The 16,504-nt window shown below is 40.6% G+C and carries 18 protein-coding genes; 14 read left to right on the forward strand and 4 right to left on the reverse strand.

Annotation, left to right across the window (positions count from 1 at the left end; genetic code table 11):
* Positions 1–2: 2 nt before the first annotated feature.
* The 9 genes from QFZ28_RS02730 (at position 3) to QFZ28_RS02770 (ending at position 10,076) form a co-directional block, all read left to right on the forward strand.
* Positions 3–977, forward strand: a complete 975-nt coding sequence (locus QFZ28_RS02730) for a branched-chain amino acid ABC transporter permease (RefSeq protein WP_307193226.1) — start codon at positions 3–5, stop codon at positions 975–977.
* On the forward strand, positions 952–1,731 hold the full coding sequence (locus QFZ28_RS02735) for an ABC transporter ATP-binding protein (RefSeq protein WP_307193227.1): 780 nt from the start codon (positions 952–954) through the stop codon (positions 1,729–1,731). Before QFZ28_RS02730 ends, QFZ28_RS02735 begins: the two co-directional genes overlap by 26 nt.
* Complete coding sequence (locus tag QFZ28_RS02740; protein WP_307193228.1) at positions 1,731–2,438, forward strand: ABC transporter ATP-binding protein; 708 nt, start codon at positions 1,731–1,733, stop codon at positions 2,436–2,438. Before QFZ28_RS02735 ends, QFZ28_RS02740 begins: the two co-directional genes overlap by 1 nt.
* A gap of 375 nt (positions 2,439–2,813) precedes the next feature.
* Complete coding sequence (locus tag QFZ28_RS02745; RefSeq protein WP_307193229.1) at positions 2,814–4,679, forward strand: GAF domain-containing sensor histidine kinase; 1,866 nt, start codon at positions 2,814–2,816, stop codon at positions 4,677–4,679.
* The gene (locus QFZ28_RS02750; RefSeq protein WP_307193230.1) at positions 4,654–5,304 is read left to right on the forward strand and encodes a response regulator; all 651 of its coding nucleotides are present in this window, start codon (positions 4,654–4,656) and stop codon (positions 5,302–5,304) included. The genes QFZ28_RS02745 and QFZ28_RS02750 overlap by 26 nt, the downstream gene beginning before the upstream one ends.
* A 165-nt stretch (positions 5,305–5,469) precedes the next feature.
* Positions 5,470–7,929, forward strand: coding sequence for a S8 family serine peptidase (locus QFZ28_RS02755; RefSeq protein ID WP_307193231.1), 2,460 nt, complete (start codon positions 5,470–5,472; stop codon positions 7,927–7,929).
* A 69-nt stretch (positions 7,930–7,998) separates the two neighbouring features.
* A complete protein-coding gene (ybaK, locus tag QFZ28_RS02760; protein ID WP_307193232.1) occupies positions 7,999–8,475 on the forward strand; it encodes a Cys-tRNA(Pro) deacylase in 477 nt (158 codons plus the stop codon).
* Between the two features lie 155 nt (positions 8,476–8,630).
* A complete protein-coding gene (locus QFZ28_RS02765; protein WP_307193233.1) occupies positions 8,631–9,743 on the forward strand; it encodes a PRK06851 family protein in 1,113 nt (370 codons plus the stop codon).
* Between the two features lie 129 nt (positions 9,744–9,872).
* Positions 9,873–10,076 carry a hypothetical protein gene (locus QFZ28_RS02770; protein WP_307193234.1) on the forward strand — a complete coding sequence of 68 codons (204 nt, stop codon included), beginning with the start codon at positions 9,873–9,875 and terminating at the stop codon, positions 10,074–10,076.
* Between the two features lie 350 nt (positions 10,077–10,426).
* On the opposite strand, the gene QFZ28_RS02775 is transcribed toward QFZ28_RS02770, so the two are convergent.
* Positions 10,427–10,582, reverse strand: coding sequence for a hypothetical protein (locus tag QFZ28_RS02775; RefSeq protein WP_307193235.1), 156 nt, complete (start codon positions 10,580–10,582; stop codon positions 10,427–10,429).
* A 146-nt stretch (positions 10,583–10,728) separates the two neighbouring features.
* On the opposite strand from QFZ28_RS02775, the gene QFZ28_RS02780 reads away from it, so the two are divergent.
* The 4 genes from QFZ28_RS02780 (at position 10,729) to QFZ28_RS02795 (ending at position 13,662) form a co-directional block, all read left to right on the forward strand.
* Positions 10,729–11,385: a DNA alkylation repair protein gene (locus QFZ28_RS02780; RefSeq protein ID WP_307193236.1), complete on the forward strand. Its 657-nt coding sequence runs from the start codon at positions 10,729–10,731 to the stop codon at positions 11,383–11,385.
* A 71-nt stretch (positions 11,386–11,456) separates the two neighbouring features.
* The gene (locus QFZ28_RS02785; protein ID WP_307193237.1) at positions 11,457–12,311 is read left to right on the forward strand and encodes an HAD family hydrolase; all 855 of its coding nucleotides are present in this window, start codon (positions 11,457–11,459) and stop codon (positions 12,309–12,311) included.
* Positions 12,312–12,326: 15 nt separating this feature from the next.
* Entirely contained in the window at positions 12,327–13,406 is a 1,080-nt protein-coding gene (locus QFZ28_RS02790; protein WP_307193238.1) for a PQQ-dependent sugar dehydrogenase, read from the forward strand.
* A 22-nt stretch (positions 13,407–13,428) separates the two neighbouring features.
* Positions 13,429–13,662, forward strand: a complete 234-nt coding sequence (locus QFZ28_RS02795) for a hypothetical protein (protein WP_307193239.1) — start codon at positions 13,429–13,431, stop codon at positions 13,660–13,662.
* Between the two features lie 83 nt (positions 13,663–13,745).
* Here QFZ28_RS02795 and QFZ28_RS02800 read toward each other — a convergent pair whose 3' ends face one another.
* Both QFZ28_RS02800 and QFZ28_RS02805 read right to left on the reverse strand, forming a co-directional pair.
* Positions 13,746–14,648: a FixH family protein gene (locus QFZ28_RS02800; protein WP_307193240.1), complete on the reverse strand. Its 903-nt coding sequence runs from the start codon at positions 14,646–14,648 to the stop codon at positions 13,746–13,748.
* Positions 14,645–14,920 (reverse strand): AAA family ATPase, encoded by a 276-nt coding sequence (locus tag QFZ28_RS02805; protein WP_307193241.1) that lies wholly within the window; start codon positions 14,918–14,920, stop codon positions 14,645–14,647. Before QFZ28_RS02805 ends, QFZ28_RS02800 begins: the two co-directional genes overlap by 4 nt.
* A gap of 132 nt (positions 14,921–15,052) precedes the next feature.
* Here QFZ28_RS02805 and QFZ28_RS02810 point away from each other — a divergent pair, with 132 nt between their 5' ends.
* The gene (locus QFZ28_RS02810; protein ID WP_307193242.1) at positions 15,053–15,796 is read left to right on the forward strand and encodes a Crp/Fnr family transcriptional regulator; all 744 of its coding nucleotides are present in this window, start codon (positions 15,053–15,055) and stop codon (positions 15,794–15,796) included.
* Positions 15,797–15,821: 25 nt separating this feature from the next.
* On the opposite strand, the gene bshB2 is transcribed toward QFZ28_RS02810, so the two are convergent.
* Entirely contained in the window at positions 15,822–16,493 is a 672-nt protein-coding gene (gene bshB2 / locus QFZ28_RS02815; RefSeq protein ID WP_307193243.1) for a bacillithiol biosynthesis deacetylase BshB2, read from the reverse strand.
* Positions 16,494–16,504: the final 11 nt, after the last annotated feature.

Below are 16,504 nucleotides of genomic sequence, written 5' to 3' on the forward strand. Positions count from 1 at the left end.
CGATGAATATTCTCAAGAATGCGAAAGGTTTTTGGTCATCAATCGTTTTAGCCATTGTTTTTGGTGTGGTCATGCAGTTTTTAATTACCGGAGAAATAATTAATTTCTTTTATGTAAACACACTTTATTTTATCGGTATCAACATTATACTTGCTGCGAGTCTACATCTGATTATTGGAATTACCGGACAGTTTTCGATTGGACATGCAGGCTTCCTTGCTGTAGGCGCTTATGCCTCTGCAATTATTACAATGAAATTAGAGCTTCCTTTCTCGCTTGGATTAGTGGCGGGAGGAGTTGCGGCTGCGATTGCAGGCTTAATTATTGGAATTCCTACACTTCGGCTAAAAGGAGATTATCTAGCAATTGCCACACTTGGGTTTGGTGAAATTGTCCGGATTGTCTTTTTAAATATTGAATATGTAGGCGGGGCAAGCGGAATGACCGTCACGCAGCTCACTACATGGCCATGGCTTTTTGGAAGTATCCTTTTAACACTTCTTGTCATCAGGAACTTTACAAATTCAACTCATGGACGAGCTTGTATCTCTGTTAGAGAAAATGAAATTGCGGCTGATGCCATGGGAATTAATACAACTTACTATAAAGTTATTGCGTTTGTCATCGGGTCCTTTTTTGCTGGTGTCGCGGGTGCTTTATATGCACATAACTTTTTCATTATCCAGCCGACAAACTTCGGTTTCTTAAAATCTTTTGATATCTTAATCTTCGTTGTGCTTGGCGGGTTAGGAAGCATGTCTGGTGCAGTATTGGCAGCGATCCTTTTAACGATTGTTTCTACCTTCCTGCAAAGCTATCCTGAATTACGAATGATTATATATAGCTTAGTATTAATCATTATGATGCTTTATCGTCCACAAGGAATCATGGGAACAAGAGAATTAACCTCATTCTTTAAGATTGGAAAGTCTGCAAAAGGAGGAGTCAACGATGGCAGTAAAAACACCGTTGCTTAAAGTAAATAATGCAGGCATCCGTTTTGGCGGGTTAAAGGCCGTTTCTGATGTGAATCTCGAGTTAAAGCAAGGTGAATTAGTCGGCTTGATTGGACCGAATGGTGCTGGTAAAACGACATTCTTCAACTTGTTAACAGGTGTATATGTACCAACTGAAGGCAGTATTGAGTTGGATGGTGACAAATTAAATGGATTAGCACCCTATAAGATTACCAAGAAAGGAATCAGCAGAACCTTTCAAAACATTCGTTTGTTTAATGAATTGTCAGTGCTTGATAATGTAAAGGTGGCCTACCACTCTCTTGCAAAGCATTCGATTATGAGCTCGATATTCCGTCTCCCTAAGCACTTTTCAGAGGAAAAGTATATGGAGGAAAAGGCAATTGAGTTTTTGAAAATCTTTAATTTAGATAATGTCTTACATGAAAAGGCAAAGAATCTGCCGTACGGTCAACAGCGCCGTCTAGAGATTGCTAGAGCCTTGGCAGCGAATCCAAAGTTATTGCTGCTGGATGAGCCGGCCGCGGGTATGAATCCACAGGAAACAGAAGAATTAATGAATCTAATTGCCTTAATTCGTAAAAGGTTTGATTTAACCATTCTCTTGATTGAACACGACATGCTCCTTGTCATGGGTGTATGTGAGCGAATTTATGTGCTTGATCATGGTCAGCTTATTGCAGACGGGACTCCTGAACAAATCAGAAATAATCCAAAAGTCATCGAAGCGTATCTTGGGGAGGAAGTTTCGTAATGCTGAAAATTGAAGATATCAATGTATTCTATGGTAATATCCATGCCTTAAAGGGCGTTTCTCTCGCTATTAATGAAGGGGAAATCGTTACCTTGATTGGAGCGAATGGAGCAGGAAAAAGTACGCTGTTAAAAACAATCTCCGGGTTACTAAAGCCAAAAAACGGCAGCATTTTGTTTGAGGGTCAATCGATTTCAGGTAAGGTAGCACAGTCGATTGTGAAACAAGGTCTTTCACATGTTCCCGAAGGACGTCGTGTGTTTGCCAATATGTCTGTAGAAGAAAATCTTGAATTAGGGGCTTATTTACGAAAAGATAAACAAGGGATTAAGGAGGACTTCGAAAAAGTCTACAACCTGTTCCCGCGTCTGCTAGAGCGGCGTAAGCAGCTGTCTGGTACACTATCAGGCGGTGAGCAGCAAATGCTTGCAATGGGCAGAGCGTTGATGGCACGTCCGAAGCTTTTACTATTAGATGAGCCGTCTATGGGACTTGCTCCCCTTTTAGTAAAAACGATTTTTAGAATCATTGAAGAGATTAACAAGTCTGGTACTACCATCTTGCTGGTGGAACAGAATGCAAATATGGCATTATCAATTGCAGACCGGGCCTATGTTATTGAGACAGGAAAGATCGTCCTTTCAGGCTCTTCCGATGAACTAAACCAAAGCGACCAAATAAGAATGGCCTACCTTGGCGGACATTAAAAAGACGTGTGAATCACACGTTTTTTTTATTTTCTAACTGCCTTTATCTTACTATAATGATGGATTAATAGAGTGACGAACGGGTGACAACAACAATGTGGAGATTCCGTGGAAAACTATGTAATACAAAAGTAGTAAGGAAGAATAATCCTTTAGATGAATAGGAAATGAACCATTCCTTTGCCATAATAGTAACAACAAACCAAAACGGTTTGTCCCAGTATCGGTCAGTGAAAGTCATTGGACCGGTCTGGGCTTTTTTTGCTATTAATAATTTCCCAATTACACCTATAAAAAATAACTTGTTAACGAAGGGTGTATTAGATATATTGTTAACAGAATATTAAAACTTTTTGGCAATAGGGAGAGGAATAAATGATTGAGTCTTCAGCCTTACAGATAAAAGAACGTCGGTCTAAACTATTTTTACTGGTCATCTCGTGTGTCGGCGGCTGGTTTTTTGTAAAGCATGGTTTGTTAAAATTAGCAGAAACAAATGAGCTGATAATTTTGGTACTTCTAGTCATTTTCCTATTCATTGTGGAACTGTTTCCCCTTCCGGTATGGAAGGGAACGATAACCATTTCCTTCCCTCTTGTCTATGCTATTTATGTTATGGAAGGTCTTTCATATACCATTATTACCTATGCACTTGTTGTTTTTGCTGTAAATTTGTTCAGGAAACGGCCGCTTCGGATTGTTTTTTTTAATCCTGCTTTATTAATCGTCAGTTTTTATTTTGCCTATGTGATTGGTGATCAATTGTTTTCCCATTATTCTATAGATGGTAAACCAAGGGTACTAATAGGCATCATTCATTTCACCTCTATTATGGTTCCTTTTTACGTTATCAATAATTTAATTGCGGATCTCCTTTTAATTATTAGGCCGCAAACCTATAGTTTCCAGGATTGGAGGCAAAAAACAGGGCAGGAAGTTAATAGTTTAATTATTTCTTTTATCTATCTCTTTTTCTTTCATCTTTTTGGGAATCAAAACAGAGGTGATATCGATGCATTTTCATTTTTCTTCTTCTTTTTTCCACTTGTTTGCTTTGCCTTACTAAGTTCCATTATTGCAAATTTAAAAAGGGAAAAGGCTAAACTTAAAGCGCTGTTTAGTATTTCTTCAGAACTAAATAAGAAGATGGCTGCTGATGATTGGCTGGATTTTTTGAAGGACAATTTAAAGGAATTTATCGATGTAGATGCATGGGTATTGTTAAAAAAGGATAGAGAAAGTTGGAATTTAAAGTTTGCGGTAGGTTTGGCAGAAGAAAATCTATCTTTAAATGATGAAAGGACTCAGGGTTTCAATAAAATAAAAAGTTTAAGAGTTTATCCGAATACAAAAGAATCAGGGGGTCCTGCTAATGGTTTATTGGACCCTGAAATTCGTTCTTTATTATATGCGCCTTTAATGTTGGAGGAGGAGATCGTTGGACTATTTATATTTGGAAGAAGCCGGACGAAAAGTTTTGTTGAAGAAGATAAGCAGGCGGCTGCTACCCTTGCGAATCAATTAGCTGTATTAATTAAGACAAGGTGGCTGATTGCTGAACAAGAAAAAAGGTTAATCTTAGAGGAAAGAAACCGGATTGCCAGAGATATTCATGATGGTGTCGCACAATCACTAGCCGGTGCCATTATGAACCTTGATACAGCCAATCGAAAATTCACGAAAACACCGGATGAATCTCGTCAATTAATGAATGAGAGTACTCTGAAATTACGAAAGTGCCTAAAAGAAGTAAGGGAGTCTATTTATGCCCTTCGCCCATACCCAACAGAAAGAGAAGGACTTTTAGCAGCGATAGCAACAAAAATTAATGCCATCCAAAAGGAATCAAGTGTGATTATTAAGTTAGAAACAAGAGGGCCAAAGTTCCAGCTCAGTCCGATGGTAGAAAAAATTATTTTTGATATTTTCCAAGAAAGTACCCAAAACGCACTGAAACATGCAGAGGCAACAAAGATTGATATTTTAATTAGCTTCCAAAAGGAACATGTTCTCTTAAAGGTAAAAGATAATGGAAGTGGATTTTCACTTTTTCAGGCGATGATTAAAGCACGAAATCATCCTCATTTTGGGATATTACACATGAATGAAGCGGCAGAAAAAATACAAGCATCGCTGCAGGTAGATAGTAAAGAAGGGGCAGGTACGGAGATTACGTTAACTGTACCTAGAATGGGCATAGAGGGAGCGATAATCCATGATAAAGCTTATGCTGGTCGATGACCATGCCGTATTGAGGGATGGTCTAAAAAACATAGTGGGTATGGAATCAGATATTCAAGTAGTCTGTGAAGCAGTAAATGGAATTGAGGCACTTGGAAAAGTAGAAGAATTCAAGCCAGATGTCATCTTAATGGATATCAATATACCCGAAAGGAATGGGATTGAAGTTACCGGATTGATAAAAGGAATTTATCCTTCTATAAAAATACTAATCTTAACCATGTACAATCATGAAGAATATTTTCTTTCAGCCATTCGTCAGGGGGCAGATGGGTATTTATTAAAGGATGCACCCTCAGATCATGTCGTAGATGCGATTCGTGCTGTAGCGAAGGGACAATCTGTTATTCATCCTTCCATGACCAAAAAGTTTTTAAACTTTTCCTCTCCGATAAAAGAGAATGTGGCAGTGGAAAAAAAGGAGTCTTTGCTGACTGAAAGAGAAAAGGATGTACTTCTCTGCCTTGTAAAAGGAATGAATAACAAAGAAATCGCACAAAATCTATTTATTAGTGATAAAACAGTAAAAATCCATGTAAGTAATATTTTTAAAAAACTAGAAGTAAAAAGCCGCTCACAAGTAGTGATTTATGCAGTGCAAAATCAGTTAGTACCATTATCGTAAGACGACCAGTAATAGATTGGTTGTCTTATTTTTTAGCCAAGAGACTACTACCTTTGTATGAGATAAAATAGTACTTCTACCTTTCTTAAATACGCCCTTTGCGGAATAGTATGCCCTATTGAAATATTAGAAAATAGGTATATAAAGACGAGAGGGGTATGGAATTTGAAAAAATATGTATCAATTTTCCTAACTGCAGTTTTATTATTTATGTTGATGGTTCCTGGACTGTCAAAAGCCAATACAAGTACCGTTTCCGCTGTTATAGATAGCAGCCTAGTAAAGGCATTAGAAACGGCTGTTGAACCACTTCAAGTGATTGTAACATTTGAAGGAGAGGGTGCACCAACTGCGGATCATCTTAATCTATTAAAACAATTAGGGATTTCAACAGGAATCACAATGAAGTCACTACCGATTTCTGGGATTTTAGCCACAAAGGAGCAAATAAATAAGCTCGCAGCAACGCCGGGTATTAAATCAATCTATTTAAATAAAAGGTTGACGTATTCAAACTTTGACGCAAATAATCTAACAGGAGTAGATAAGGCAAGAACGGACGCAGCCATGCAAAAAGCAAATGGCGGACTGCCAGTAACCGGAAAGGGAATTGGCGTAGTCGTCAATGATAGTGGAGTAGACGGGACGCACCCAGACCTGCAGTTTGGCAGCCATCTTGTTCAGAACGTGATGGGCAGTACGAACCTAAATGCATGGTCTCCAGACCTGCTGCCAATCACTTATGTAGAAAATGTACCAAATACAGATACAAATTCGGGGCACGGTACGCATGTAGCTGGAACAGTCGGTGGAACAGGTGCTGCCTCAGGCGGTAAATATGAAGGAGTAGCACCTGGTGCAGACTTAATCGGTTATGGTTCTGGAGCAGCCCTCTTTGTTCTCGACGGGATTGGCGGGTTTGATTATGCTATTACGCACCAATCGCAATACAATATCCGTGTCATCACAAATTCATGGGGTTCCTCAGGTGATTTTGATCCAAATGATCCGATTAATATAGCAAGTAAGGCAGCTTATGATCGTGGTATTACAGTGCTGTTTGCGGCTGGAAATGAAGGACCAGGTGAAAACACTCATAATCCATATGCAAAAGCTCCATGGGTAATTTCTGTAGCGGCAGGTGAAAAAGATGGTTCGTTAGCAGACTTTTCATCCCGAGGTACAAAAGGAGTGGGCGGTACGTTTGAAATGGATGGTAAGACGTGGACATGGAAGGATGAGCCTAGCGTTACTGCTCCGGGAGTGGATATTATCTCAACGCGTGTCCTTGCTCCGGTCTCAAGCTTAGCCATCACTGCGGATGCTGAACTGATCGAGCCGGCTTATCTGCCATTTTATACATCGATGAGTGGAACCTCCATGGCAACGCCACATGTAGCTGGTATTGTTGCACTTTTACTAGAAGCGGACCCAACTCTTTCACCAGATGAAATTAAGAAGGTGTTACAAGATTCCGCGACTAATATGCCTGGGTATGAGTCATGGGAAGTAGGAACAGGCTATGTGAACGCATATGCAGCACTTGAGGGTGTTATGTTTGATAAAAACTACGGTGAAACAATCAATGCGTATCAAACCTTTAATAGCAATGCTAATGTGGAGGTAGAGCGTTCAGAGTTCCAGGTGGACTATAACCCATTGTTACTGTCATCGAACGCTTATTCATTTAATGTTGCGGAAGGTGTCGGACAAATTAGTGCAAGAATTGACGCCTCTGGTTTAATCGGGCAGACCGGGAATCCGTTAAATTTAATTCTTGTCGCACCAGATGGAACATCCTATAGCTCTGGAGTGAGCTTATTGTTTCCACTTTATTATGACCGCACCGTGTCCGTCACTTCTCCACAAGCTGGAGAGTGGCAGGTGAAGGTGGATGGGTTGCATGGGGATGCAGCTAATCCTGTCGGAGTTGGGCTTCCCGAAACGGTTCATGGTACTTTAGCATTCTCAAAGGTAGGCAGTTTTTCTGGGTTAAAAGATATCTCCGGTAATCCAGCAGCTTCCGCGATTCAAATGGCTGTAAGTGAGAGACTGATCGACGGCTATGCTGATGGAAGCTTTAAGCCAAAGCAGTATCTAACACGCAGTGAATTAGCCCGTTCCTTAGTGATGGGGACAGGTATCCGTCAAAGTCAGTCGGTTAATGTGAAGGATGTTTCAACAGGAGATTTACCTTTTGCAAAAGCGGTGGTTACAAAAGGAGCGGCAATCCGTGATGGAGTTCAAACGCAGGTCGGCGTCATGCAGCTAGACGCTTCAGGAAATTTTAATCCAAGTGGTGAGGTCGACCGTGCGGCGCTTGCATATTCACTTGTTCAAGCTCTTGGTTTAGAAAAACAGGCAAAGGATTTCACTGGGGATATTACTGTACAATATAAAGATGAGAGAATTCCTGTAAAAGATAGTGCCTCCGTTCCTGCTGCCCTTAAGGGTTATGTTCAATTAGCCCTTGATTTAAATATTCTAAATGCCAGCTTTTCAGTGACACAGGGTCCATACGATTTAGTCCCAAAGGTAGAGGCGAGTTTTAATCCAGCTAAAAAGGTGACAAGAGCGGATTATGCTGTTGCAATCACGCGCTATTACCAGGCATGGTTCCAATAAGAAGGTGGAGGAGAGTTAAAACTCTCCTCCTTTTTGGTATAATAAAGGAAAAATCTTAGGATGATGAACGTGGCAAAGGTCAAAACAAATGCAATTCGAATTCTCGATAGTAAAAAGATTGCCTATGAGGTGCTTACATACGATAATCAAGATGGAAAAATAGACGGAGTTTCTGTTGCGGTGAAGATAGGCAGAGACGCTCGTGAAGTATATAAAACGCTGGTAGCCCAAGGGGCAAGCAAAAGTATTTATGTATATGTGATACCAGTGGAAGCAGAATTAGATTTAAAAAAGGCAGCAAAGGCTGCCGGGGAAAAGAATGTTGAAATGATTCCTGTTAAAGATATTTTAAAATGGACCGGATACATTCGAGGCGGCTGCTCGCCAATTGGGATGAAAAAGGAATATAAAACATTTATCGATGAAAGTTGCTTAGAGCTTGAGAATATGGTGGTCAGCGCTGGAAAAATAGGCGTCCAAATCGTAATCGACCCCAAATTGTTAGTAGATCTGACAAAGGCTGAAACATCTGATGTTAGAAAATAATGTAATGGGCATTCACCTATAAATAGACATTGCATAAGATATGGTGAAATGAAAAGCGGAAGCGCCTTGTTCAGGAGCTTATGACCCCGAGCCCCTAGGCGCTGCAGCTAGACAAATGATACTTTGCTATGTCACGTAAAAGGGAGTGTTCGCAAGTGGCAGGAAAGATAAAAAATTATTTTGCAGGCGGCAATACAGCTAAGGGCTTTCATAACCTTTATGATTCTAATCTCCAAGGGCTAGAACGGCTCTACATTCTTAAAGGTGGACCTGGAACAGGAAAATCCTCTTTAATGAAGAACATCGGTAATGAGTGGCTCGAAAAAGGGTATGACATTGAGTTCTTACATTGCTCGTCCGATAACAATTCCATTGATGGAGTGATTATTCGTGCTTTAAAGGTAGGTATTGTAGATGGAACAGCTCCACATGTTATTGAACCCAAAGCTCCGGGTGCTGTTGAACAGTATATTAATTTAGGTGAAGCGTGGGATGCCAAAGCACTTGCTGGTGAGAAAACGAACATTCAGCGTTTAACCAAACAAATCAGTGCGTCCTTTAATTTAGCTTATTCAACCTTTAAGCAGGCATTGGATATCCATGATGATTGGGAAAAAATTTATATCGATAACATGGATTTTGAAAAGGCAGACCAGCTGACCAATAAATTAATTCAAAACTTTTTTGGTAAGTTAAAGTTAAATAAGCAATCCGATATCCGCCACCGGTTCTTAGGGGCGGCAACGCCAAAAGGTGCGGTTGATTTTGTCCCGAATTTAACGGAGGACATCGAAAAACGGTACTTTATTAAAGGACGCCCAGGTTCCGGAAAATCAACGATGTTGAAAAAGCTCGCGGCAGCGGCAGAAGCGAGAGGAATTGATACAGAGGTATATCACTGTGGATTTGACCCTAATAGCTTAGATATGGTTATTTTTAGAGAACTTGGCATTGCCATCTTTGACAGTACTGCCCCGCACGAGTATTTCCCAAGCCGTGCCGGCGATGAGATCATTGATATGTATGAGCTGCTGATTACCCCAGGGACAGACGAAATCTATGAAGATAAAATTAAGCCTATCGCAGAAAGCTATAAGGGTAAAATGAAAGAAGCGATCTCGTATTTAGCGAGAGCGAAAGAACTTCACGATCAGCTTGAAGCAATCTATGTTCCAGCAATGGATTTTGCCGTTGTCGAACATATACGGGCAAGAATCTCAGAGGAAATCAGACAAGTAGAACACGAAACAATTGAAAGTCCTCAGTAATAAAAAGGGAAAAAAGGATGTATGAGAACTGTCCCGAATAGGGGCAGTTTTTTATGTGATACTTATGTACATGGTTGGGGAAGATAACGATAATGTCCAAAAATTTTTCTGTAGAAGGAGCTATTTATCGTGAAAAGTGACGCAAATTCAGCAAATGACACAGTAGAAGCCAATATTAAAATCAATAAACAATTGGAAGATGGGAGTATTCATGAGCCCATACAATCAAAAACAGAAACGGAAAGAGCCAACATAGAGTTACAGAATCAGTTCGATAATAATGGGAATAAAGATATACGTACTTCTCCTGCAGCCATTTCTACACCTCAATAAACCTAAAAGAGTCGGCCTCCCTAAGTGGTAGGTCGACTCTTTTTTACAAAATAAGTATGAAACCTTGAACTTAGATAACTGTCTAGCTCCAGGCGCCATCGGCTCGGGGTCATAAGCTTGTCTAGTTTCGGCTCCTTGGGACTCGAGTCATAAGCCACCCCCTAGGAAAAATTGAACCGCATTTTTCCCTGAAGAAGGCAAAGAGCGCCTTCTTGCAGGGTTTGTCTTATGCCTTCGTCCCAGGGCAGTCGCCTCCACCTTTCTGACAATCCGTCAGAAAGGTTAAAAAGCAAACCTTTCCGCCGGCTCGTCTTATGCCTGTCGCCGATAAGCAGGCGCCTTCCGCTTTTCTATTCATGAGGATTGGTTTTGCTTTGCTGACCTTTATTTCGCTTATTTCCCTTGCTGTTATCTCCGCTGACAAATTCACTGGCGAATTCAGCTTCAGCATGTCCTGCGCGCGGTGAATTTTGATTTTTGCTGCCTTTATTAACCTTTTTGGTCATGATATCTTCTCCTTCCTTCAATTGGTACATTATAGTTTGGCAATTGCAACATTCTTTATGCATTTTCATAGAGGGGATAGCATGTGTTTATAGAATTACTAGGAGAGCTAAAATAGAACTATAGTAGTTTTTTTGGGGGTACCTTTTTGATTGAGAAACTGACATATTTGTATGAAAAACATCGGAATGAAGAAAATGCAGGTCCGATGAAAAAGTATATGAAGGACCACTTCCCTTTTTTAGGAATTAAGTCACCGTTACGAAAAGAGCTTGAAAAGCAATTTTTTAAAGAGACAGGGATTCTGAAAGAGGGCTTTAACAAGGACTTTGTGATAGGGCTTTGGGAAAAAGATGAACGTGAATATCAATATACCGCGATTACATATATGGGGAAATTCATAAAAAAATTGCCTAAAGACATCTTTCCTTTTTTAGAAAGGTTAATTACAACCAAATCCTGGTGGGATAGTGTTGATTCGATTGCCCCACTAGTGGGAGAGCTCGCCCAGAAGTATCCTGAAGTAATCGAAGAGACTATAGATAGTTGGTCGGTACATGATAACTTTTGGCTGCGGAGAACTGCGATTCTTTTTCAATTAAAATATAAACAGCAAACCAATGAAGACCTTCTCTATGACTACATCGTTAAGAATGCGGATAGTAAAGAATTCTTCATTCAAAAAGCGATTGGCTGGGCGTTGAGAGAATACTCGAAAACTAACCCTGTATCAGTTAAGGCATTTATGGAAGGAAACAAGCTTGCTCCATTAAGTGTAAGAGAAGGAAGTAAGTATGTTTCATGAGCAAATTGGTGAAAATGCATGTGGATATCTGATAAGATGGCAGTAACAAAAAATAGAAATAGGTGAACAGCATGATTAAGTGTATTGCGTCAGATATGGATGGTACCTTATTAAATTCGTACCAGCAAGTGAGTCAGGAAAATAAAGAATCCATTCTAAAAGCCCAGTCCCAGGGAATTGAAGTAGTAATAGCAACTGGGAGGTCTTATCAAGAGGTGCGATATATCCTGGATGAAGCAGATTTATATTGCCCAGCCATTTGTGTAAACGGTGCAGAAGTTCGCACAAAAGAAGGGGAAATCTTATCTGCTACACCAATTGAAAAGCAAGTAGCCAAAAAAGCTGCGGAAAAGCTAATGGAAAAGGATATCTATTTTGAAATTTATACAAACAAAGGTACATACTCCCTAGATCCTAATAAAGCCGTGGCCATTATAGTTGACATTGTAGTGAGTGCCAATCCTGACGTGAACCCAGAAGATGTGGTTAAACGAGCAGAGGAGCGCACTAGTCATGGTTTGGTCCATCAGGTTGAAAGTTATGATGTTTTATTTGATGATGAAACACACCAAATATACAAGCTTTTTGGGTTTGCATTGGATTCAGACAGACGTAAAGATGCAGAAAACGCACTTGAAGAATTAACAGAGTTGGCAGTTTCCAGTTCAGGCCATAACAATCTGGAAATAACTCATCGAAATGCTCAAAAAGGAATTGCGTTAGAAACGTTTGTGAAATCAAAAGGAATTGATATAGCAGAAACAATGGCAATGGGTGATAGTTTTAATGACATCTCCATGCTTGAGAGAGTCGGCAGGGCTGTTGCGATGGGGAATGCCGATTATGAAATAAAAGCTCTTTGTGATGTGATAACTGCTACAAATGATGAACATGGAGTAGCTAAGGCAATACTGGAAGTTTTATAGGAAAGGAAGAGATGGATGGTCAAAGTATGTTCCATTTTATTGTCAATACTCCTATTGATATCAGGCTGTTCTTCTTTAGAAAAAGAAAATCTGCAGCCGAAGGACCAGCAAGAGGATGAAGCGATTGTTTTGCAGCCAGAGATTGAAGTAGTTGTTGAATCGCTGCGTGTGCCATGGTCGATTAATAAGGTCAATGAGACTTTTTATGTGAGTGAACGAACAGGAAGTATCGTGAAAATTGATAATGGAAAAATGGAACGGCAGCAAGTGGAGTTGGAAAAACCGCTCGCGAAAGCTGCAGAAGCCGGCCTGCTTGGCTTTGTACTAGATCCGGAGTTTCCTGCGAATCAAAAGGCATTTGCTTATTATACGTATGAAAATGGACAGGGACAGTTTAACAGAGTGGTTGTATTGGAGCTTGAAGGGAATCAGTGGAAAGAAGAAAGGATTCTTCTTGATAGGATTCCGAGTGCCGCCTACCACCATGGAGGCCGTTTGAAGATTGGTCCCGATGGAAAGTTGTATATTACCACTGGAGACGCCACTACGCCGGAACTTTCGCAGGATACAAGGTCTAAGAATGGGAAAATCCTAAGAATGAATTTAGATGGCAGTATTCCCGAGGATAATCCCTTTGAAAATTCCTATGTTTACAGCTATGGACATCGCAATCCTCAGGGGCTGGTGTGGCTGGGTGAAACGTTATATGCGAGTGAGCATGGTCAGTCCGCACATGACGAGGTAAATCTAATAAAGCCAGGAGCTAATTATGGCTGGCCGGTAATCCAAGGGAATGAAGGGAACGCCGGAATGGAGACGCCTTTGTTTCAGTCTGGTAACGAAACCTGGGCACCATCAGGAATGGCGGTGCACGACGGTGTGTTATATGCAGCTACATTACGAGGAAATGCCATCCGGGAATTTGACCTAGAAAGAAATACGACAAGTCCAGTTATTACAGGTTTAGGAAGATTACGTGATGTGTATGTGGAGGGTGAATACCTCTATTTTGTCAGCAACAATACAGACGGCAGAGGAAATCCTGATGAAAAGGATGATAAATTGTACCGAGTATTGTTGAAGAATCTGAAGTAAAAGGGTAAAGGCTGGTGTAATTATGACGACAAAAAGCAATAAATTACAATATGGATGGACACTGATATCACATCCAACGTATCAAATCTTTACGAACAAAAACTCCTATGCCATCATTGACGAAGACAATGACGTCATGCTCAGATTTACCCTCCAAGAAAACGAAATCGAAATCCATGGCGCAAACTGGAACCTAAACTACAAAATCAACCTCGGCTTCAAAACCCTAAAAATCATAAATACACCCGAAGATTAATGGTGACAGGCACCAAATATACAAAAACCGCTGTTTATGCAGCGGTTTTTGTATATTTGGCAGTGGCGGTGGTAGTTGATGATTTAAAGGATTTTTATTTTCATTGAGTTTACTTGTGATACTAGGAGTTCTTCGTATTGCTTCTGGGCTTGGAAGTTGATTTCTTGCTGGCTCATGTTTGGGTTTTCTTTTTTTACTTTTTCGATCATGTCTTTTTGTACTTTTTGGGAGAGGACGATGAGTTGGTATTGCTGTTTTTCGGTTTCCCAGAATTTTTCTTCACCGTATTTGTTGATCATGGCTTTTGCCGATTCGAACTGGTCGTATTGGGCGCGAACCTTGTTGATTTCTGTTTCGATTTCCGCGTCGGTTGCCATGTGACCCTTTTCTTCTGCAAGCATGGCCATTGAGCGGAGGCGGATGATTTGTGTTAATAATTGATTTTGATCTTCAACCAGCTTTTCTTGCGACTCCCAGTAAGCTAATGCTTCTTTCAACTGATCGCCTGTGTAGCGCTTCTGGTCTGTTTCACGATTGATCGCAAGCTGGAGATAATTGATAAACTTATAAAAGTCAACGTCTTCATGAGTAATCCACTCCCCGTTAATCGATGCAACACCCTCGGGTTTTTCCACCTCATAACTGATTACCTTTTCATTCTTTTCGCCATCTTTTTCTAAGATAAAGAGGATTTCATATTTACCGGGCATCGGAAGTTCAACATTACCTGAATATTTCCCATCTTCACCTTCTGTTAATTCCACTTTCGTCATTCCGTGGTCCATATTGGTCATCGAGAATTCTGCTGAAACATCAAGTCCCGTTACACCCGCATCCTTTTCCTTAACTTGAATTTCAAAAGGCATTTCTTTATCCTGCTCCTGGTAGATTGGCTTTGTGATTTCAATATTGTACTCAGGGTCGGCACTACAGCCGGTTAGCAGTGCCAGTAACAGCAGTGCGGTCAACCTTATCGCTATTTTCATGATTCTATCCCTCCAAGATTATGTGTTTGTAAGAATTCCTCCACGGTGTATTTCTCCATACTTCCATTATTTAAATACGCTACATGTGTACAAACCTGTCTGATTTCATCGAGATGATGGGAGGAAAGCAGGATGGTCTTATCATGAAGCGACTTTAACACTTCTAAAATCTCCTTTCGTCCCATGGGGTCAATCCCGCTTGTAGGCTCATCAAGAATCAGAATACTAGAATCCTGATAAAGGGTGATGGCTAACCCAAGGCGCTGCAGCATGCCTTTTGGGGTTTCAACAAGATGAACGTTTTGTGAAAATTGTCACTACAAACTGTGAAGATTTTAACTACAATAGGGATATATTGGCGGAATCAGAGTATTTTCGAAAAATAGAAGGAAGGAGGGGCACGAATGAATCCCGTACATGCTTTAGAAGAACAGCCATTAGATAGAGTAAGAGAGTTGAAAATTGAGGACTTTCTACGGAAAATTGTCGTTTTTAGGGATTTATCTGAAGAGTCTCTGCGTCTTATCGCAAATCGGATTCAGCCGTTATCCGTTAAAAAAGGAGTACAAGTTATTTGTGAGGATGAAGCGGCCAAAGGAGTATTTTTTATTCATGCCGGAGCGGTAAAGCTAACAAAACAAGATGAAAGCGGAAATGAGATCATTGTTTGTATGAAGCAAAAGGGTGACGTATTTGCGGAGGCTTGTCTATTTTCAAAGACCTCTGGACTGTACCCGGCGACTGCCACGATGCTTCAAGATGGCCAGCTTTACTTTTTGGATAAGGTTGAATTAGAGAAGGGTCTTCATGAATATCCGGAGCTTGCTGTTCAAATGATTCAATATATGAGTGACTCGCTGCGCGAGATGACGTCAACATTAAGGGACGTGGCGCTGTTAGATGTTTATGCGAAGACAGTGAAGACGTTAGAGCGGTTAGGGAATAAATTTAATACCTCCGCATCGAGATGGAACATTGAAGTCCCATTGACGATACTGGAATTTGCAACTGTTGTGGGGACAACGAGAGAAAGTGTAAGCCGTGTATTTTCGAAATTGAAAAAAGAGGGAATCATCGAAATGAAATCAAGGAAAATTGTCATCCTTGATATGTGCCGGCTCTGTGCGCTGATGAATCAAACGTATTAAAAAACCCTTCGTCAATGACGAAGGGTTAGTTTTTGAATTTGTATGTCCAGAATCGTTCATTGTTGATCCAGACCATCATTTGCGGGTCTTGGTTTTTCAATTTTTCAGTTACGTCGCCAAACATTTGCTCCGTTTGGGAACGATGGGCCTGAATCGCAGCGAGCTTTTTATCGGCAACAGCACTAATATTATGGATGATGTCTGCCTCACCGAGCTCTTCAACACAATTGTTTGAAAAAGCAACACAGTGCAGTTTAGGTCTTGCGGCGGCAGGAAGCTTTTCTACTGCCCTAACAACGGCCGCACCGGTGGCGTCATGGTCAGGGTGAACAGAGTATCCTGGGTAAAAAGTAATAATTAATGATGGATTTACCTCATTTATTAACGACAACATCGCATTCGCTAGTTTTTCGTCGTCTTCAAATTCAACCGTTTTATCACGGTACCCTAACATACGCAAATCTTGAATACCGATGGCAGCGGCTGCTGCTTTTAACTCTTCTTTTCTGATTTTTGGAAGATTTTCTCGATTAGTAAAAGGGGGATTCCCCATATTGCGTCCCATTTCGCCCAAGGTTAAACAAGCATAAGTGACAGGAGTACCATTCTGTACATGAGTGGCAATGGTTCCTGACACTCCAAAAGCTTCGTCATCCGGATGTGGAAAGATGACTAATACATGACGTTCTTTTTCCATAATAGGCTACT

The organism is Neobacillus niacini, assembly GCF_030817695.1.
GTDB classification, from domain to species: domain Bacteria; phylum Bacillota; class Bacilli; order Bacillales; family Cytobacillaceae; genus Neobacillus; species Neobacillus niacini_F.